General features: G+C 68.8%; 17 protein-coding genes. 11 read left to right on the forward strand and 6 right to left on the reverse strand.

The window, feature by feature from the left end; translation table 11 throughout:
- Nucleotides 1-50: 50 nt before the first annotated feature.
- From EDF48_RS04115 to EDF48_RS04125, 3 genes are read right to left on the reverse strand one after another with little or no spacing between them, the layout of a single operon-like run.
- A complete protein-coding gene (locus tag EDF48_RS04115) occupies nt 51-2,195 on the reverse strand; it encodes a dipeptide ABC transporter ATP-binding protein (protein WP_123294114.1) in 2,145 nt (714 codons plus the stop codon).
- Nucleotides 2,188-3,126 carry an ABC transporter permease gene (locus EDF48_RS04120; protein WP_123340697.1) on the reverse strand — a complete coding sequence of 313 codons (939 nt, stop codon included), beginning with the start codon at nt 3,124-3,126 and terminating at the stop codon, nt 2,188-2,190. The genes EDF48_RS04115 and EDF48_RS04120 overlap by 8 nt, the downstream gene beginning before the upstream one ends.
- Before the next feature lie 3 nt (nt 3,127-3,129).
- Nucleotides 3,130-4,110, reverse strand: coding sequence for an ABC transporter permease (locus EDF48_RS04125; protein WP_123938965.1), 981 nt, complete (start codon nt 4,108-4,110; stop codon nt 3,130-3,132).
- Between the two features lie 256 nt (nt 4,111-4,366).
- Between EDF48_RS04125 and EDF48_RS04130 the strand changes: the two genes are divergently transcribed.
- From EDF48_RS04130 to EDF48_RS19525, 5 genes are all read left to right on the forward strand, one after another.
- Nucleotides 4,367-6,085 carry an ABC transporter family substrate-binding protein gene (locus EDF48_RS04130; RefSeq protein WP_131878326.1) on the forward strand — a complete coding sequence of 573 codons (1,719 nt, stop codon included), beginning with the start codon at nt 4,367-4,369 and terminating at the stop codon, nt 6,083-6,085.
- 595 nt (nt 6,086-6,680) lie between these two features.
- Nucleotides 6,681-7,226: a MauE/DoxX family redox-associated membrane protein gene (locus tag EDF48_RS04135; RefSeq protein WP_131878328.1), complete on the forward strand. Its 546-nt coding sequence runs from the start codon at nt 6,681-6,683 to the stop codon at nt 7,224-7,226.
- A gap of 309 nt (nt 7,227-7,535) precedes the next feature.
- Nucleotides 7,536-9,614, forward strand: a complete 2,079-nt coding sequence (locus EDF48_RS04140; RefSeq protein ID WP_131878330.1) for an ABC transporter ATP-binding protein — start codon at nt 7,536-7,538, stop codon at nt 9,612-9,614.
- The gene (locus tag EDF48_RS04145) at nt 9,611-10,045 is read left to right on the forward strand and encodes a S26 family signal peptidase (protein ID WP_131878332.1); all 435 of its coding nucleotides are present in this window, start codon (nt 9,611-9,613) and stop codon (nt 10,043-10,045) included. The genes EDF48_RS04140 and EDF48_RS04145 overlap by 4 nt, the downstream gene beginning before the upstream one ends.
- A 137-nt stretch (nt 10,046-10,182) precedes the next feature.
- Nucleotides 10,183-10,317: a hypothetical protein gene (locus tag EDF48_RS19525; protein WP_279387357.1), complete on the forward strand. Its 135-nt coding sequence runs from the start codon at nt 10,183-10,185 to the stop codon at nt 10,315-10,317.
- A gap of 72 nt (nt 10,318-10,389) precedes the next feature.
- Here the strand turns inward: EDF48_RS19525 and EDF48_RS04150 are convergent, their stop codons facing one another.
- The 3 genes from EDF48_RS04150 to EDF48_RS04160 form a co-directional block, all read right to left on the reverse strand.
- Nucleotides 10,390-10,941: a PH domain-containing protein gene (locus tag EDF48_RS04150; protein WP_131878334.1), complete on the reverse strand. Its 552-nt coding sequence runs from the start codon at nt 10,939-10,941 to the stop codon at nt 10,390-10,392.
- Nucleotides 10,942-11,157: 216 nt separating this feature from the next.
- Nucleotides 11,158-11,637 (reverse strand): peroxiredoxin, encoded by a 480-nt coding sequence (locus EDF48_RS04155; RefSeq protein WP_131878336.1) that lies wholly within the window; start codon nt 11,635-11,637, stop codon nt 11,158-11,160.
- Nucleotides 11,638-11,646: 9 nt separating this feature from the next.
- Nucleotides 11,647-12,396 carry a CPBP family intramembrane glutamic endopeptidase gene (locus tag EDF48_RS04160; RefSeq protein WP_131878338.1) on the reverse strand — a complete coding sequence of 250 codons (750 nt, stop codon included), beginning with the start codon at nt 12,394-12,396 and terminating at the stop codon, nt 11,647-11,649.
- A gap of 121 nt (nt 12,397-12,517) precedes the next feature.
- On the opposite strand from EDF48_RS04160, the gene typA reads away from it, so the two are divergent.
- The 6 genes from typA (at nt 12,518) to dapC (ending at nt 19,050) form a co-directional block, all read left to right on the forward strand.
- A complete protein-coding gene (gene typA / locus EDF48_RS04165) occupies nt 12,518-14,440 on the forward strand; it encodes a translational GTPase TypA (RefSeq protein ID WP_111084979.1) in 1,923 nt (640 codons plus the stop codon).
- Nucleotides 14,441-14,506: 66 nt separating this feature from the next.
- Nucleotides 14,507-15,700 (forward strand): amidohydrolase, encoded by a 1,194-nt coding sequence (locus tag EDF48_RS04170; RefSeq protein WP_165918732.1) that lies wholly within the window; start codon nt 14,507-14,509, stop codon nt 15,698-15,700.
- A gap of 112 nt (nt 15,701-15,812) precedes the next feature.
- On the forward strand, nt 15,813-16,355 hold the full coding sequence (locus EDF48_RS04175; RefSeq protein ID WP_131878342.1) for a hypothetical protein: 543 nt from the start codon (nt 15,813-15,815) through the stop codon (nt 16,353-16,355).
- A 19-nt stretch (nt 16,356-16,374) separates the two neighbouring features.
- Entirely contained in the window at nt 16,375-17,565 is a 1,191-nt protein-coding gene (locus tag EDF48_RS04180) for a PIG-L family deacetylase (RefSeq protein WP_131878344.1), read from the forward strand.
- A 35-nt stretch (nt 17,566-17,600) separates the two neighbouring features.
- Nucleotides 17,601-17,918, forward strand: coding sequence for a ferredoxin (gene fdxA, locus EDF48_RS04185; protein ID WP_069711637.1), 318 nt, complete (start codon nt 17,601-17,603; stop codon nt 17,916-17,918).
- Nucleotides 17,919-17,931: 13 nt separating this feature from the next.
- Nucleotides 17,932-19,050 (forward strand): succinyldiaminopimelate transaminase, encoded by a 1,119-nt coding sequence (gene dapC, locus EDF48_RS04190; RefSeq protein ID WP_131878345.1) that lies wholly within the window; start codon nt 17,932-17,934, stop codon nt 19,048-19,050.
- The last annotated feature ends 67 nt before the right edge of the window (nt 19,051-19,117 follow it).

Raw genomic sequence — 19,117 nt, forward strand, 5'->3', positions numbered from 1 at the left:
CCGGGCCTCCCGTCCGTCCTCTGGTCACGTCCACCACGTGACCCGCGTCGTCAGACGACCGCGCCGACCCGCTCGGTGAGCAGGTGCTCCTGGTCGGTCTGGATGCACGCGACGCCGCGGCCGTGCACGTCCTGCAGGCGCGGATCGACGGTGCGGCACTGTTCCTGCCGACCCTCGTCGAGGAGCTGGTAGAGCGGGCAGCGGGTGCGGAACCGGCAGCCGTCGATGCGCTCGGTGGGGGAGGGCAGGTCCCCGTCGAGCAGGATCCGACCACGGGCGGCCTCGGCGGACGGGTCCGGCACCGGCACGGCCGACAGCAGGGCCCGCGTGTACGGGTGCTGCGGGTCGGAGAACACCTTGTCGCCGTCGCCGTACTCGACGATCCGGCCGAGGTACATGACCGCGACGTCGTCGGCGATGTGCCGGACGACGGACAGGTCGTGCGCGACGAACAGGTACGACAGGCCGAGGCGGTGCTTCAGGTCCTCGAGCAGGTTGATCACGCCGGCCTGCACCGAGACGTCGAGCGCCGAGACGGGCTCGTCGAGCACGAGGATCTTCGGTTCGACGATGAGCGCCCGGGCGATGCCGATGCGCTGCCGCTGGCCACCGGAGAACTCGTGCGGGTACCGGTCGATGTAGCTCGGCTCGAGCCCGACGAGCTCGAGGACCTCGCGGACCCGGCGGCGGATCTCGTCCTTCGCGACCCCGTGCACCGTCAGCGGTTCACCGATCACCGAACCGATGTCGAGCCGGGGGTCGATCGACGCCATCGGGTCCTGGAACACGACCTGGATGTCGCGGCGGATCGCCAGGCGGTCCTTCTTCGACAGCGACGCGGTGTCGACGCCGTTCACCCGGATGGTGCCCTGCTGGGCGCCGGCGAGCTCGAGGATCTCCATGATCGTGGTGGTCTTACCGCAGCCGGACTCACCGACCAACCCGAGCACCTGCCCGCGCTTCAGCGTCAGGGAGATGCCGTCGACCGCGTGCACCTCGCCGATCTGCCGCCGGAAGAGCGCGCCCTTGGTGAGCGGGAACGTCTTGACGACGTCGGTGAGCTCGAGCACGACGTCGTCGCCGTGGTCGACCGCCGCCTCGGGGATGTCCTCGGGGCGGGGGAAGATCTCCGACCGCTCGAGGGTGCCCGCCGCGATCTCGTCGCGACGGATGCACGCGGCGGTGTGGTCGTCGAGCAGCGTGCCGTTACCGATCGTCGGGACGGTCCCGGTCAGGACCGGGTTGTCGCCGCTCTGCGGGACGGTCGGCTCGACCAGCGCGGGCTCGCCGTCGCGGCAGGCGTCGATGACCGCCGGGCAGCGGTCGGCGAACGGGCAGCCGGTCGGCTTCTGCGTGAGCAGGGGCGGGCGGCCCTCGAGCGGGACGAGTCGTTCGGTGCGGGCCGCGGTCATGTTCGGCATCGAGCGGAGGAGCCCGATCGTGTACGGCATGACGGGCTCGCGGAAGAGCGGCTCGACCGGAGCCGTCTCGACGATGCGGCCCGCGTACATCACGGCGACGCGGTCCGCGTTGCCGGCGACGACACCGAGGTCGTGCGTGATCAGGACCACGGCGGCGCCGGTCATGTCCTTCGCCGTCTGCAGCACGTCGAGGATCTGCGCCTGGATCGTGACGTCGAGCGCGGTGGTCGGCTCGTCGGCGATGATCAGCTTCGGGTCGTTCGCGATGGCGATGGCGATCATCGCCCGCTGCCGCATGCCGCCGGAGAACTCGTGCGGGAACGCGTCGAGGCGCCGAGCGGGGTTCGGGATGCCGACGACGCGCAGCAGCTCCTCGGCGCGGGTGCGGGCGGCGTGCTGGGTGAGGGAGCGGTCGTGCAGTCGCAGCCCCTCGATGATCTGCTGGCCGATCGTGTACACGGGCGTCAGGGCGGACAGCGGGTCCTGGAACACCATCGCGATGTCGCCGCCGCGCAGGCGGGACATCTCGCGGTCGTTCTTGCCCAAGAGCTCTTGGCCGTCGAAGCGGATGCTGCCCTCGACGTGGGCGGACGACGGGAGCAGACCCATCACGGCCATCGAGGACACCGACTTGCCGGAGCCGGACTCGCCGACGATCCCGAGGAACTCGCCGGGGGCCACCGTGTAGTCGACCCCGCGGACGGCGTAGACGGGCTTGGTCTTCGGGTTGAACGTGACCGACAGGTCGGACACGGTCAGCAGCGGCTCAGTCACGGTTGGCTCCGGAGGTGGGGTCGATGGCGTCGCGCAGGGCGTCGCCGAGCAGGCTGGTCGAGAGCACGGTCGCGACGAGGGTCGCGGCGGGCAGGACGAACAGCCACGGGCGGGTGACGGCGGACTGGCTGCCGGCGGCGAGCAGGGTGCCGAGCGAGACGTCGGGGATCTGGATGCCGAAGCCGAAGAAGCTCAGCGAGCTCTCCGCCAGGATCGCGGCCCCGACGCCGAGCGTCGCGTCGATGATGAGCAGGGACGCCACGTTCGGCAGGATGTGCCGTCGGATGATCGTGAACGCCGGCACCCCCATGAAGCGGGCGGCCTTCACGTAGTCGCGTTCGCGCAGGGACATCGTCTGGCCGCGGATGACGCGGGCCATCACCATCCAGCTGAACACCGCGAGGCCGACGATGAGCGCCACCCACGTCAGGTTCTTGAACACCGGGCTGAGGAGCACGAGCGCGTAGAACGAGGGGATCACGAGCAGCAGGTCGATGACCCACACGAGCACGCGGTCCACGGTGCCGCCGAAGTAGCCGGCGATCGCACCGACGATGCCGGCGATCAGCGTGGCGGCCGGACCGGCGATGAGGCCGATGAGCAGCGACTTCTGCAGGCCGACGAGCGTCTGCGCGTAGATGTCCTGGCCGATGTCGTTCGTGCCGAACCAGTGCGCGGCGCTCGGCGGCATGCCGAACGCCAGACCGTCGGAGTCGACGGCGTTCCAGTGGTACAGGTGCGGGCCGACGAAGGCCCACAGCAGGATGAGCAGCAGGGCGCCGCCACCGATGCGGGCACGCCAGGTGCCGAACACCTTGCGCCAGAGCGGCGTGCGGCCGCCCTTGACCTCGATGACGTGCGCCGGGGTGCCGGCGTTGCCGTCACCGGGGTCACCGGCAGTGGTCGTGGTCGTGGGGTCGAGAACAGACACGGGTCACACCCTCACTCGCGGGTCGAGCGCGGCGTAGAGCAGGTCCGCGAGGGTTCCTGCGATGAGCACGAGGATCGCCGTGAAGAGGATCGTGCCCGAGGCCGCGTTGATGTCGTTGTTGGTGATGCCCTGGACGAAGTACTCGCCCATGCCGTGCCAGCTGAAGACCAGCTCGGTGATGCTCGCGCCGGTCAGGATCAGCCCGAACGAGTACGCGAAGAACGTCGACATCGGGATGAGGGCGACGCGGACGCCGTGGCGCATGATGGCCGATCCACGCGTCCGGCCCTTCGACCGCGCGGTGCGGATGAAGTCGTTCGACAGCACGTCGAGCATCGCGGAGCGCTGGTACCGCGAGTACGTGGCGACGGCGCCGACGGTCAGCGAGATTGTGGGTAACAGCAGGTGTATCAGCCGGTCGCCGAGCACCGGGAAGAACCCGTTCACCCCCGGCGTGTACTCACCCGTGAACCGGATCACCTGGGTGCCGAGCCCCTGGTTCATCGCGGTCGCGAGGATCATCAGGACGACCGCGATGACGAAGGTCGGGGTGGCGAGCACGGCGAACGACAGGTACGTCGAGACCTGGTCCGACGTGCGGTACTGGCGGACGGCGTTCCACACGCCGAGCAGCACCCCGAGGATCGCGCCGAGCAGGGTGCCGATGACCAGCAAGCGCAGGCTCGTACCGGAGCGGGCGACGATGTCGGCCGTGACCTCGGTGCCGCGGGTGCTCATGCCGAGCGAACCGTGCGTCACGAGGTTCGACCACCAGGTCCACGTCCGGACGATGAGCGGGGTGTCCGGATCGGCACCGAGCTTCCGCAGGGACGCGTCGATCGTGCCCTGCGGCACGGCCGGGTTGCGGCCCAGGAACCGGGCAGCCGGGTTGAGCGTGCTGCTGGCGAGGATGTAACCGAGGGTCGTCGCGACGATCGTCAGGACGATGTAGTTGACGATCCGCTTTGCGATGAAGGCAAGCATGTACTGGGACCTCGTGGGGTGCGGCCGTCCGTCCGGACGGCGTTGTCGGTGGCGACAGGTTAGCCGCTCGCGACGGAGGGGTGGGACTTCCGTTGTGACGCTATGCAACATTCGTTACGAGCATGTTTCGATTCCCCACATCAACCCTTGTGGAGCCTTCGGATGTGACTAGGGTTCTCAACCAACAGGCGTGGCGGCGGGGGTCGCCGCGTTCCAGCGCGAACTGCGCGAACCACAACGAAAGGGAATCCTCGCCATGCGAAAGAGGATCAAGGGCATCGCCGTGCTGGCCACCGCTGCGGCTGCGGCCGTCGTGCTGGCGGGCTGCTCCGGCGGTGGACAGGCGGGCAACAGCAGCTCCGCGGTCGCCGAGTCGTCGCTGAAGTCGACCGGCTGGACCGTCGCGGACCGCGCGGACGTCAAGGACGGCGGGTCGATCACCCTGCCGATCGACACCGCTCCGGCGAACTTCCAGATCAACAACCTCGACTCCGGAACCGTCGACGACCAGACGATCTCCGGTGCGTACCTGCCGGGCTTCATCCAGTTCAAGGAGAACGGCGAGTGGGAGGTGAACAAGGACTTCGCGACCTCGGTCGAGCTGACCAAGGACTCACCCCAGACCGTCGAGATCAAGATCAACCCGAAGGCCGTGTGGTCTGACGGCACCCCGATCAGCGCGAAGGACGTCATCGCGAACTGGAAGGCGCTGAACGGCACGAACAAGGCCTTCGCGCCCCTCGCCACCAACGTGTGGGAGGACGTCGACTCGGTCAAGCAGGGCTCGGACGAGCGCGACGTCATCATGACGTTCTCGAAGACGAACGCCGACTGGGCGAGCGTCCTGGGCTCCATCTACCCGTACTGGGCCGTCGACACCCCCGAGCACTTCAACACCGCCTGGGCCAAGGGTCCGTACGCCGCTGACGGCAAGACCTACGTCTCCGGTGGCCCGTACATCGTGAAGTCCTTCGACGCCAACGGCGGCGTCCTCACGTTCGAGAAGAACCCGAAGTGGTGGGGCGACGAGGGCAAGCTCGACACCATCGTCTTCAAGACGGTCTCGCGTGACGGTGTCGCGCAGGCGTACGGGAACAAGGAACTCGACGCGTTCAACCTGAACGGCAGCGCCGACAACCTCAAGACGGCGAACTCCCGCTCCGACTCGAAGATCGAGCGCTCGCTCGGCACCACGCAGCGGCAGATCACGCTGAACGGCACCTCGGACGTCTTCAAGGACCAGGACGTGCGCCAGGCGTTCGCCCAGGCCATCAACCGCAAGGTCCTCGCCCAGGCGATCCTGTCGCCGGTGAAGAGCCCGGGTGACGTGCTCAACAACCTGACGTACCTGCCCGGTCAGGAGGGCTACCAGGACGACGTCTCGTCGGTCTACGGCTACAGCACCGACAAGGCGAAGTCGAAGCTCGAGGACGCCGGCTGGAAGGTCGGTTCGGACGGCTACGCGACCAAGGGCGGCAAGGAACTCGACGTCCGCTTCGTGATCCCGTCGGACAACCCGAACTCGGCGAACGTCGCGCAGCTCGTGCAGCAGCAGACGAAGCTCGCCGGCTTCAAGGTCACGATCGACACCGTGCCCTCGGACGACTTCTTCACGAAGTACATCACCACCGACGGCCGTGACTTCGACGCCACGTACTTCGCGTGGCAGGGCACGCCGTTCCCGATCTCGTCGCTCAAGTCGATCTACTACCCCGCCGACGCCGGCCAGAACTACACCGGCGTGACGGACGACTCGCTCGGCGCGGCATGGGACAAGGCGAACGCCGAGCTCGACCCCGATGCCCGCATCAAGGACGCGCAGGCGATCGACAAGAAGATCGTCGCCGTCGCCGGCACCATCCCGCTGTTCGCCGAGCCGTACGCCTGGGGTGTGCGCAAGGACCTCGTGAACTACGGCCCCGCGCAGTTCCAGCAGTACTCGGTCAAGTGGCAGGACGTGGGCTACACCAAGTAGTCCCGCCACCGAAGGGCTCCACCTCGACCCGAGGTGGAGCCCTTCGTGCACCGCGTTCCGGCGTTGCTCATGTGATCCCGACCGTCGAGAGCGGTGCGTATTGCATTCGAACCGTCTCGCCGCTGTCAGCATTCACAGATGGGTGTCCCATCCCAGATGGGAAAGAGAATGCGGCTGTGACGCCCCTTCGGAGGAGTCACAGCCGCATTCGGGTCGATCAGTCGCTTGCCCTCATCCCACCGGGCCGACCACGCACGCGCCACAGGTGAAGCCGCACGAGCCACATCCTGCTTGTGCGTACAGGTAATGACAGTCCTGATGTGCACCCAGCGGGCAGACCCGCGCGAAGGCTGAGCACTTCGAGCAGCCCGCGGCTTTCACCGGGGGTGGCGCGAAGATGCTGAGGAAACGGTCCCCGGCCGTGGCCACACGTTCGAGAGTAGTCCGCACTTCGACCTCCTGATTTCGATTGAACAGGAGAACTCGACGCTCCCCCTGAGCGCATTCCACTCCGACGGACACCGTCTTGTCAATGTCTTGCGAACGACTTGGTGCATGTGGTTGGGTGATGTTGGGGCACATGATGGGGGCGGACATGATCTACGTTGAGGTAGTTGGACGGGCGGTCATCTTCCTGGTCTTTGCTGCGTCGGTCAGCACGAAAATCCGCAGCAAAGATCGGCGACATCTCCTGGAATCTGCGCGAGCAATGTTGGGAGCGCTGCGCCCCGGGCTCTCGGACTTCACGATGGACCACCTGGGACGCGCTGCTCTCGTGGCGCAATGGCTTGTGCTGGTACTCGTCGTGACGCCGTGGTGGGTCGTTGGCGTCGTCCTGGCCGCACTGTTGCTCATCTCGTTCACCGCCGGATTGATCGCGGAGATCCTGGCTCCGGAGGACGCGCAATGCGCGTGCTTCGGCGCAGACGGTCCTGACGTGAGCGTCTGGGATGTCGTCCGCAACGGTGTGCTGATCGCGATCGCCGCTGCCCTGGTGGTGTTGGCCGGCGTCGAGACGCGGCCGCCGGAGGTCGGTGCCGTCGTCGTGCTGCTGTGTGGCGCTGTCGTACCGGCCTTCCTGCTGGTCGAGATGACCTCCATCCGAGAACTGTTCGTCGCAGGAAACCACAGGGGGAAATGATGCTCGCAGTCTGGTTGATGTTCTTCGTCGTCTTCGCGATCGGCCTCGTGAACTTCGTCCTCCTGGTGGCGGTGATCCGGCGATTGCGTGCGCACGGGCACGAAGGATCGGTCGAATCGACTCCACTGAGTCTGGTCATGTCGAGCGGGGAACCACACGAGTTCGTGGCGACGTCGATGGACGGGAAGCGCGTCGACCAAGACACGATCAGTGGAGACGCCGTGGTGGGGTTCTTCCTGAAGGGTTGTGCTCCGTGCAGAGAACTCATTCCGGACTTCGCCGCCGAGGCGCGACGGCGACGGGCCGTTGGTGAGACGGTCGTGGCGGTCGTCGTCGGAAACGGCGCGGCTGAGACGTACGGCCCCCTGCTCGCGGGATCGGCGGACGTCGTCGCGGAGGATTCTGTCGTCCCCGGGCAGCCGGGGTACCACACGATGGCCGCCGCCTTCGACGTTCAGGGTTTCCCTGCCGTGGTGCAGCTCAAGGACGGCGTCGTGGTCGACAACGTGCGTGATCGGATCGTCCCGAGCGCTGCGCGTGTCTGATCACGGAACACGCGCGGGCCGGCTCTCGTTGATAGCGACGGCCGGTGCGCTCGCACTCCGCGCCGGTCCGTTCCTCTTCACGAGCACGTTGCTGATCGCTCTTGTCGAGGGCATTGCTCCCGTCTGGGTAGCGCGTTCGTTCCAGAGCGTCATCGACGCCCTGGTCTCGTCGGCGTCGTTCGCCGCCCCGGCCATCGGGTTCGGGATCGGGACCGTCCTGATCGCCGTGCTGATTCCTGTGTCGGCGGCGTGCGATTCGGCTCTTTCACGAGCGGTGCGCATCGAGGCGCAGACCCGACTCTTCTCGGCGCTGCACGAGCGACTCAAGGGACTCACATTGCTCGAGTCGCCGGCGTTCCAGGACCGGGTCCGGCTCGCCCAGCAGGCCGTGTACACCGGCCCGAACCAACTGGTCCGCGACATGGTCAGCACGGTCCGGGCTGCGATCCTGCTGACCGGCTTCGGGATCGCGTTGGCCGGCGTGGCACCGATGATCCTGGTCTTCGCACTGCTCGCCGCAGTGCCCGTCGTCGTGACCGAGCTGGGGTTGACCCGCCGGTGGGGTCCAGCCATGCACCGCGTCAACAGTGCGGAGCGTCGCCTCACCTTCTACTCGATGCTCCTGCTTTCGCCCGAGGCGGGAAAGGAGATCAGACTCCTCGGACTCGGCGCCCTCCTGCGGCGGCGAATGGACGCGGAGTTGCGCGACTCGGCCCGAGCGGAAGCGAAGGTGGACGGTACGACGCTCCGGATGCGGCTGGCCACCACGTGCCTCACGGTACTGCTGTCGTTGTGCGCACTTGCGTGGGCGGCCGTCGAGGTCGCGAGTAGCCGTATGTCCGTCGGAGGGCTCACGCTCGTACTCGCCGGCGTCGGGGGTGTGCAATCGACGATCACTGCTCAGTCCTCGGTTTGGACTTCGCTCGCGAAGACCCTGCACGCCGTCAGCGAGTACGTCGCGGTCGTCACGGTGCAGCCGGACCTGCCGACGCCCGAACGCGGGGCGAGGGTCCCCGTACTCCGTGACCGGATCGAGTTCCGCGACGTCTGGTTCCGGTACGCGGCCGACCTGCCGTGGGTCCTCCGAGGTGTCTCGTTCTCGGTGCCGCACGGGAAGGCGGTCGCGCTGGTCGGTCAGAACGGTGCCGGGAAGTCGACGATCGTGCGATTGCTCTGTCGACTGTACGAACCAGACCACGGCGAGATCCTGTGGGACGGGGTCGACATCAGGTCCCTGCCCGTCGATGAGCTCCGGCAGCGGATCGGTGCGGTCTTCCAGGACTACTCGGAGTACGAGGCGAGCGTTCGTGACAACGTCGCGTTCGGCGATGTCGATGCTGCAGACCCAGAAGCCAGCGTTCGTCTCGCGGTCGATCGTGCCGGGGCGACGAAGATCGTCGAGACGCTGCCGTACGGACTCGACACCTTCCTCACGCGGATGTTCACGGACTCGGCAGACAGGGACGACCCGGAGACGGGGGTGATCCTCTCCGGAGGTCAAGGTCAGCGGCTCGCCTTCGCCCGCGCCATGATGCGCGCAGATCGTGACGTCATGATCCTCGATGAGCCGAGCTCGGGTCTCGATGCGTTCGGCGAGACGGAACTGCACTCGACACAGCGCCGAGTCCGTCGTGGACGGGCATCTTTGCTGATCTCGCACCGGCTGAACACCGTCCGGGATGCCGATGAGATCATCGTCCTCGACGAAGGTGCAGTCATCTCTTCCGGTACCCATGCCGAACAGCTTCGGGAACGCGGACTCTACTGGGAGTTGTTCGAAGCACAATCCCGCGGCTACCGACAGGATGCGGCAGTCGGCACGACGTCGCAGGCGAACGCGTGACGCTGCTCATCGGGGTCGGCTGCTTCGGCGCAGCCGCTGTCGCGTTCGCGGTCCTTGCTCTTGCGCGGTACCGGGTGTACCGCGTCTACGGAATCAGCATGCTGCCCGCCCTCGGCAATGGTCAGACTGTTCTGGTCCGGAAGACGACGAGGGGAATCGCCGTCGGCCAGCTGGTCGTCTTCGACGGTGATAAATTGCCTTACGTGGATTGCGAAAGCAGCTCTCAGTGTTTTCCGAAGGAGTTCAGCGGCACAGCTGTCAAACGAGTTGTGGACATCAGGGTGCAAAACGGTGGAATCGTCTTCGAAGTCTTGGGTGACAATCGTGCGGCGAGCATTGATTCACGCAACTTCGGCGTGATTTCGTTCGAACGAGTGATCGGCGTCGTCGTCGGCCGGACCGGTCTTCACGGCGCCTCTTCACAAAAATGACGTCAATTGCTACCGTTGACATCGAGCCCGGGGTGGCGCACGACGCTCTTGTGGTGAATGCGTGGGTCGATGATGAACGCCGTCACGCTCCGGACGGTGCTCGAGAACCAGGGGAAGTCACAATGCAGGCAAACACCATGAAGAAGTCATTCGCGCTCGCGGCGACGCTGCTCGTCGCGGCGACGCTCGGGCTCGGCGCCGCAGCAGCGGTGCACGCCGACGGTGCGCCGACGCATGCGTCAGCCGGCGCACCGTTCAAATGGAAGAACTGAACGACCTCGACCCGGGGCGGGGTGTCGCCAGTGGCGGCGCGCCGCCCTCCGTCGTCTGTGCTGCGTCGGACGCTACATCCGGGCCGCCGCGAGCGACGCCGCGATCCCGAGCACGACGAACGCCAGGACCGTCCAGCCGTGCACCCGGTGGGTGATCGGCGCCGCCGTCACGGTCGCGGGCGGCGGGCCGTCCTGCGGAGCCGGGGCGGGTACGAGGGCCAGCATCCGCGCGGCCGCAGCGTCGACGTCGAGGTGATCCGGGCCTCCCGGTCGGCCCGGGACCTGGGCGGTGAGCCGCGCGGTCGGGCGGGTCGCGATCCAGACGCGGCGGACGCCCTCGCTCGTGACGACCTCGATGCCGTACTTCGTGCGCACCTCGGTGACACGCGACCACGTGTAGGTGCTGGTGCGGCGGACGTCCACGATCCGCAGGTGCTCGGGCGTCAGCTCGATGCGCGGACGCCAGAGCGCGGCCCACGCCACGAACGCGATGCAGATGCTCGGGACCGGGACGAGCCACGGGTTGCTGCCACCGAGCAGTGCCAGGGGGACGAGCGCCACCGCGACGACCCAGAGGGCGATGGCGAGACGGCGGAGGCCCGGGGCGACGATGGTGGTGTGCACCGGACGAGGTTACGAGATGCCTCCCCGGAGACGCCCGGGGAGCGGGTGTGACACACCAGCGCGTATCTCCGGACGACCCGATTCCCCGGGGAGGCAGATCCTGCGTGGACCTCTCGTGCCGACAATGGTCGTCGCCCCCAGTTCGGGTGTCAATACCCCATGGCGACGGATTCGGGAAACCCCCACGCCGGGAACGGCGTCAGTCGCGGGATCCGGTCACGAGACGAGCAGTTCGATCTGTTCTCGGATGGTCTCGGCCGTCGGGAACCGCAGACCGACCAGGCCGACGTGCCGCCACCGCACGACCCCGTCGGGACCGATCACGAACACCGACCGACGGAGTCCGATCCCCGGCGCGCGCACGCCGTAGTCGCGGATCACCGAGCCGGCGGTGTCGCTCAGCAGGGGGAACGTCAGCGAGGAGCCGCGCGCGAACGTCTCGTGCGAGTCGAGGGCCTGCGGGCTGATGCCCCACACCACGGCACCCAGGTCGTCGAACTCGTCGAGTTCCGCCTGGTAGCTGCAGAGCTGCGCGGTGCAGACGGCCGTCGCGTCGCCGGGGTAGAAGGCGAGCACCACGGTCCGGCCGATCTCCGACGACAGGTCGTACTCGTCGTCGGTGCGGACCCCGTCGCGGACGATCATGCCCGGCAGGGTGAACGTCGGCGCGGACTCGCCGACCTCGGGGATGCTCATGTGCTCACGCTACGAGAACAACCGGGGGAACGCGCTCGCGACCCAGGGGTACCCGACGAACACCGCGGCGTCGAGCAGGCAGTGCGTGATGATCAAGGGCATCAGGCGGCCCCACTTCGTGTAGATCCAGCCGAACACGATGCCCATCACGGCGTTGCCCACGAACGCGCCGAAGCCCTGGTACAGGTGGTAGCTCCCGCGCAGCAGTGCCGTCGACAGGATCACCTGCCACCGCCCCCAGCCCAGGTCGCCGAGCCGGGCGTAGAGGTACCCGATCACGATGACCTCCTCCTGCAGGCCGGAGCGGATCGCGGACAGCAGCAGGACCGGCACCGTCCACCAGTACGAGTTCAGGGCAGCGGGGTCCACGCTCACCGTGATGCCGAGCGCACGCCCGGCGAAGTACAGGGCGAGCCCCGGGATCCCGATGCACAGAGCGATGAGCGCCGGACCGCCCAGGTCGGGCTTCACCCGGAACCGGTCGATGCCGAGCCGGGACAGGTGCGGGCGGGACGTGCTCCACAGCAGGAAACAGACGAGCGCGACCGGTGCCAGGTCCACCGCGATGCCGAGCAGCTGCCGGGCCAGGTCGACGTACTGCACCGTCGTCGACGAGGTGTTGAGCGCCGTGGACTGCTCGCCGAGCGGGGTCGTCTGCGACAGGTCGTCGATGATCTGGAGGATCGAGTACAGCGCGCTGGCACCCAGTGAGAGCAGCAGCACGATGGTGATCTCGACCCACGTTCGCCGTCGGCTCATCTGCTGTACTCCTGACGGTTGCGAACTACCGGTAGACTGGCGTGTCGGGCGTTCTGCCCGCGGGTGCGGTGCCGACAAATCACTGGCCCGACACTCTCCCAGAAATTGAAGGATGTCCTGTATGGCGCTCGCCACCCGGTCCGACCTGCGCAACGTCGCCATCGTGGCACACGTCGACCACGGCAAGACCACCCTCGTCGACGCGATGCTCACGCAGACCAACTCGTTCGACGCCCACTTCGAGGGCGAAGACCGCATGATGGACTCGAACGACCTCGAGCGCGAGAAGGGCATCACGATCCTCGCGAAGAACACGTCGGTGCTCTACAACGGCAAGCACGCGACCGAGTTCGGCGCGGACGGCCCCATCACCATCAACGTGATCGACACCCCGGGTCACGCCGACTTCGGTGGTGAGGTCGAGCGAGGCCTCTCCATGGTCGACGGTGTCGTCCTGCTCGTCGACGCGTCCGAGGGCCCGCTGCCCCAGACGCGCTTCGTGCTCCGCAAGGCGCTCGCCGCCAAGCTCCCGGTGATCCTGCTCGTCAACAAGACGGACCGCCCCGACTCCCGCATCGACGAGGTCGTCTCCGAGTCGCAGGACCTGCTCCTCGGCCTGGCGTCCGACCTGTCGGACGAGGTCGACGACCTCGACCTCGACGCGATCCTCGACGTTCCCGTGGTCTACGCCTCGGGTCGTGCCGGTGCCGCGTCGCGCAACAAGCCGGCCGACGGCTCGCTGCCCGACAACGACGACCTCGAGCCGCTGTTCGAAGCGATCCTGCAGCACGTCCCCGCGCCGAAGTACGACGACCAGCACCCGCTGCAGGCCCACGTCACCAACCTCGACGCGTCGCCGTTCCTCGGTCGCCTCGCGCTGCTGCGCATCTTCCACGGCACGATGAAGAAGGGCCAGACGGTCGCGTGGGTCAAGCACGACGGCACCGTCGTGAACGCCCGCATCACCGAGCTCCTCATCACCAAGGCCCTCGAGCGCTACCCGGCCGAGTCGGCTGGCCCCGGTGACATCGTCGCCGTCGCCGGCTTCGACACGATCACCATCGGTGAGACGCTGACCGACCCCGAGGACGTCCGCCCGCTGCCGACCATCACGGTCGACGACCCGGCGATCTCGATGACGATCGGCACGAACACCAGCCCGCTCGTGGGCAAGGTCAAGGGTCACAAGCTGACCGCCCGCATGGTCAAGGAGCGCCTCGACCGCGAGCTCATCGGCAACGTCTCGCTCAAGGTCCTCGACATCGGTCGCCCCGATGCGTGGGAGGTCCAGGGCCGTGGTGAGCTCGCGCTCGCCATCCTGGTCGAGCAGATGCGTCGTGAGGGCTTCGAGCTCACCGTCGGCAAGCCGCAGGTCGTCACGAAGCGTGACGAGAACGGCAAGCTGCAGGAGCCGTACGAGCACATGACGATCGACACGCCGGAGGAGTACCTCGGCGCGATCACCCAGCTCATGGCCGCTCGCAAGGGCCGCATGGAGAACATGACGAACCACGGCACCGGCTGGGTGCGCATGGAGTTCATCGTCCCGTCGCGCGGCCTGATCGGCTTCCGCACGTCGTTCCTGACCGAGACCCGCGGCACCGGCATCGCCAACGCGATCTCGCACGGCTACGACGAATGGGCCGGCCCGATCCAGACCCGCATCAACGGCTCGATCGTGTCCGACCGCTCGGGTGTCGTCACGCCGTTCGCCATCACGAACCTGCAGGAGCGGATGACGTTCTTCGTCAACCCCACCGAAGAGGTCTACGAGGGCATGGTCATCGGCGAGAACTCGCGCGCCGACGACATGGACGTCAACATCACGAAGGAGAAGAAGCTCACGAACATGCGTTCGGCGAACGCCGACTCCTTCGAGTCGATGACGCCGTCGCGCCAGCTCTCCCTCGAGGAGTGCCTGGAGTTCGCGCGCGAGGACGAGTGCGTCGAGGTCACCCCGGCCGTCGTCCGCATCCGCAAGGTCGAGCTCGACGCGCAGGCCCGCCAGCGCTCGTACGCCCGCCTGAAGCGTCAGGACGCGTAAGCACCAAGCGACGCGTCGCGTCAGCAAGAGCACGACCTGAGGAGGTCGGGGGTTACGGTGGATGCCGTGACCCTCGACCTCCTCTCGCTGTACCAGGACCTGCACGCCCACCCCGAGCTCGGTTTCCAGGAGCACCGCACTGCGGGCATCGTGGCCGACCGGCTCGCCGAACTCGGTGGCATCGAGGTGACCACCGGCGTCGGCGGCACCGGTGTCGTCGGCGTCCTGTCGAACGGCGAGGGCCCGGTCGTGTGGCTCCGCGCCGACATGGACGGCCTGCCGGTCCAGGAGCGCACGGGGCTGTCCTACGCCAGCCAGCACCGCGGCACCGACGAGGACGGCAACGACGTCCCGACGATGCACGCATGCGGCCACGACATCCACGTCACCTGGCTGCTCGGCACGCTCGAGCGCCTCGTCGCCACCCGGGACCAGTGGAGCGGCACGGTCGTCGGCGTCTTCCAGCCGGCGGAGGAGGTCATCTCCGGCGCCCGCGCCATGGTCGAGGACGGCCTGGTCGACCGGTTCCCGAAGCCCGACGTCGTGCTCGGCCAGCACTCGGCTCCGGCCCCGGTCGGCATCGTCGCGATCGGCTCCGGCCCGGTGATGGCGTCGAGCGACCGGCTCACCGTGACCTTCAACGGTCGCGGGGCACACGGGTCCGCGCCGCAGGCATCCCTCGACCCGGTCGTCACCGCCGCGTCCGCCGTCGTGCGGCTGCAGACCGTCGTCTCGCGCGAGGTCTCGCCGAGCGACGCCGGTGTGGTCACCGTCGGCAGCTTCCACGCCGGCACCCGCGCGAACATCATCCCCGACCAGGCCGTCATCGAGATCTCGACGCGTGCCCGCAACGAGGACACCCGTGCGCGCATCATCGCGTCGATCGAGCGGATCGTCCGTGCCGAGAGCGACGCCGGTGGCCTGCCCGAGCCGACGATCGTGCGGTCGCCCGGTGCCGAGGTGACCGTGAACGACGCGGAGTCCGCTGCCCGGGTGCTCGCGGCCGTCAGCGCCGCCGTACCGGGTGCGCGCGAGCTGGAGATCGGGCTGGCGATGGCGTCGGAGGACGTCGGGCAGCTCGCGACGGCGGCGGGCGTCCCGCTCGTGTACTGGTTCACGGGGATCACCGACCCGGAGCTGTTCCGCCGCGGCGAGGACATCCCGAGCAACCACTCGCCGTTCTACGCGCCGCAGGCCGAGACCGCGATCCCGGTCGGCGTGGACGCCTTGGTCGCCGCGACGCGCGCCTACGTCGCCTGACGGACGGACGGGAGGCGCGGGGCGGCCCCGCCGCGCGGGTGACCGTCCCGGGGACAGGACGTTCACAGCCAACTCGCGCCGTGCCTCCCGGCTCACCCGTTACCGTCGGCGCATGCGTTCCCTCCGTACCCCGCTGATCGCCGCCGTCGCCGCCGGCATCGCCCTGGCCGGACTCACCGGCTGCTCGTCCGACTCCGTGAAGCAGGCGACGGACCTCGGGTCCTCGGTGGCCTCGACGGTCGCGCACGGCGTCGCGGGCATCGACGGCAAGGCGATCCAGGACGGCATGTCCTCGGTCGCGGGCGGCATCGACGGGGCGCTCGACACGGCGCTCAAGGGTGCGAACGTCACCTCTGACGGCAAGGTGCCCGACGGGTTCCCGTCGTCCGACGTGCCGCTCGTCGACGGCACGGTGCTCGGCGGGGGAGCGGGACCGAACGGCTCCGGGTGGGTCGTGCAGGTGCGCGCCGGGTCGGTCGACGACTTCGCCTCCGCCGCGCAGCAGCTCGCCGACGCCGGTTACACCGAGTCGGCGAAGCGCGCCGACTCGTCGAGTGCGTTCGGGATGTTCCGCAGCGACGGGTACCGCGTCGTGCTCACGTTCTCGGACGGCGACGACGGCGTCACCGCGACCTACATCGTCACGGCCCGCTAGTCCCGTACCCTTGGGGGCGATGTCGAAGGCCTCCGTCACGCGCCCCGAGCGCGTCCTGTTCGTGCACGCCCACCCCGACGACGAGACCCTGTCGTCCGGTGGGACGATCGCGACCCTGCTCGAGCTCGGCGCCGAGGTCACCGTGTTGACGGCGACCCGCGGTGAGCGCGGCGAGATGCTCACCGAGCGGCTCGCACCCCTGGCCGGCGACGCACAACGCGTCGCCGCGCACCGTGAGACCGAGATCGACGCGGCACTCGCAGCCCTCGGCGGCCCGGCGCGCCTGTGGCTCGGCGGGCGCGGTGCCCGGCCCACCGACCTGCCGGAACGCCGGTACGTCGACTCCGGCATGCAGTGGGGGCCGGACGGGCGGGCGACCGCCGCCGACGACGCCCCCGTCGACTCGCTGACCGCCGCCGACCTGGGCGAGGTCGTCGACGACGTCCGTGCCGCGATCCGCTCCACCGGTGCGGACGCGGTCGTGAGCTACGCCGACGACGGCGGGTACGGCCACCCCGACCACGTGCGTGTGCACCACGCTGCTCGGTACGCGGCCCGGGCAGAGGAAGTGGCGTTCTCGATGATCGTCGCCCCGGACACCGGGGACGCCGACGTCACCGTCGACGTCCTGCCGGTGCGGGCGAAGGTGCGTGCCGCCGTCGAGCAGTACCGCTCGCAGGTCACCGTCGACCCGGTCGACCCCGCGGACCCGACCGCGCTGTCGTGGGTGATGCCGCACGGCGTCCGCGAGCACGCCCCCGCCGTCGAGGCCTTCCGGCACGACGCCGACCCGCAGCCCCCGGCACCGCAGACCTACGCCGAGATGTCCGGCCAGGGCAAGGTCGCCGCGGTCGCCGTCGCGCTCGTGCTCGGGCTCGTCACCGGCGGACTGGGCACCGTGACGCACCAGCAGACCGTCGGCGCCGCCGCGTTCCCGATCGGCATGGTGATCACCACGCTGCTCGTGATCGGGCTGACCGTGGGCATCCGGCTGCTGTACCGGTCGCGGGCGATGGTCGCCGCGATCGGCATCGGCATCCTCGTCGCGACCCAGGTGCTCGTCTCCGTCGGCGGCCAGGGCTCGCCGCTCGTGCTGGCGAACGCGGCCGGGTACGTGTGGACGTTCGCGCCCGCCGTCATCGCCGCCCTGGTGCTCGCGTGGCCGGACCTGTCGGGGCTGCGGTCCCGGACGGCCCCGGGCCGCGAGTAGACTCGAACCCGCTCGTCGAAGGGAGCACCCGAACCGTGACCTACGTGATCGCCCAGCCCTGTGTCGACGTCAAGGACCGTGCCTGCATCGACGAATGCCCCGTCGACTGCATCTACGAGGGCGACCGCTCGCTGTACATCCACCCCGACGAGTGCGTCGACTGCGGTGCGTGCGAGCCGGTGTGCCCGGTCGAGGCCATCTACTACGAGGATGACCTGCCCGACGAGTGGGCCGACTACTACAAGGCCAACGTCGAGTTCTTCCAGGAAGTCGGCTCGCCCGGTGGCGCCGCGAAGGTCGGTGTGATCCACAAGGACCATCCGGTCGTCATGGCCGAACCGCCCCGCGGCTGAGCCGGACACGCACGTGGCGCTCGACCTGCCCGACTTCCCCTGGGACCAGCTCGTCCCGTTCAAGCAGCGCGCGGCCGGGTACGAGGGCGGCATCGTCGACCTGAGCGTCGGTTCGCCCGTCGACCCGACCCCCGAGGTCGTCCGACGCGCCCTCGCTGACGCCACGGACGCGCACGCCTACCCGCAGGTCGCCGGCACCCCGGCGCTGCGGCAGGCCATCGCCGACTGGTACGGCCGACGCCACGGGGTGCGGATGACCGAGGCGCACACGCTGCCGACGATCGGGTCGAAGGAGTTCATCGCCGGCCTGGCGCTCTGGCTCGGCATCGGCGCCGGCGACACCGTGGTGTTCCCCGCCGCTGCGTACCCCACCTACGAGCTCGGCGCGGCCCTGGTCGGTGCGGACGCCCTCGCATCGGACGACCCGGCGGCGTGGCCGGCGACGACGAAGCTGGTGTGGCTGAACTCGCCCGGCAACCCCGACGGCCGCGTGCTCTCGATCGACGACCTGCGTGCAGCGGTCGACCGCGCCCGCGAACTCGGTGCCGTCATCGTCGGTGACGAGTGCTACGCCGAGCTCGGCTGGGACCCGCAGTACGCGACCACCCCGACCCCCACGATCCTCGACCCCCGGGTCGTCGGCGACTCGGTCGACGGCGTGCTCAGCGTGTACTCGCTGTCGAAGCAGTCGAACCTGGCCGGGTACCGCGCGGCGTTCGTCGCCGGTGACGCCCGGATCCTCGCCGACGTGCTCGCGGTCCGGAAGCACGCGGGGCTGATGCCGCCGCTGCCGGTGCAGGAAGCGATGATCGTCGCACTCGCCGACCAGACCCACGTGCAGCAGCAGAAGGCCCGCTACCGGGCGCGCCGGAACATGCTCCGACGGGCACTCGAGGACGCCGGCTTCCGCATCGACCACAGCGAGGCCGGCCTGTACCTCTGGGCGACCCGCGGTGAGCCGGCGCTCGACACGGTGTCGTGGTTGGCCGACCGCGGGATCCTCGTCGCACCGGGCACGTTCTACGGCACAGCGGGCGGGGAGCACGTCCGGGTGGCCCTCACCGCGACCGACGAGCGCATCGCCGCGGCGGCCCAGCGGCTGGCCAGCAGCCGTCGGCTCGGCGCCGCGTAGCGCGGGGACGGACCCCGCCGCCGGGCGGATCGTGCATTCCGCCCGGAGCGCAACCGGGGGTTCCCAC

Origin of the sequence: Curtobacterium sp. PhB191 (genome assembly GCF_004346515.1) — a bacterium.
Classification (GTDB): domain Bacteria; phylum Actinomycetota; class Actinomycetes; order Actinomycetales; family Microbacteriaceae; genus Curtobacterium.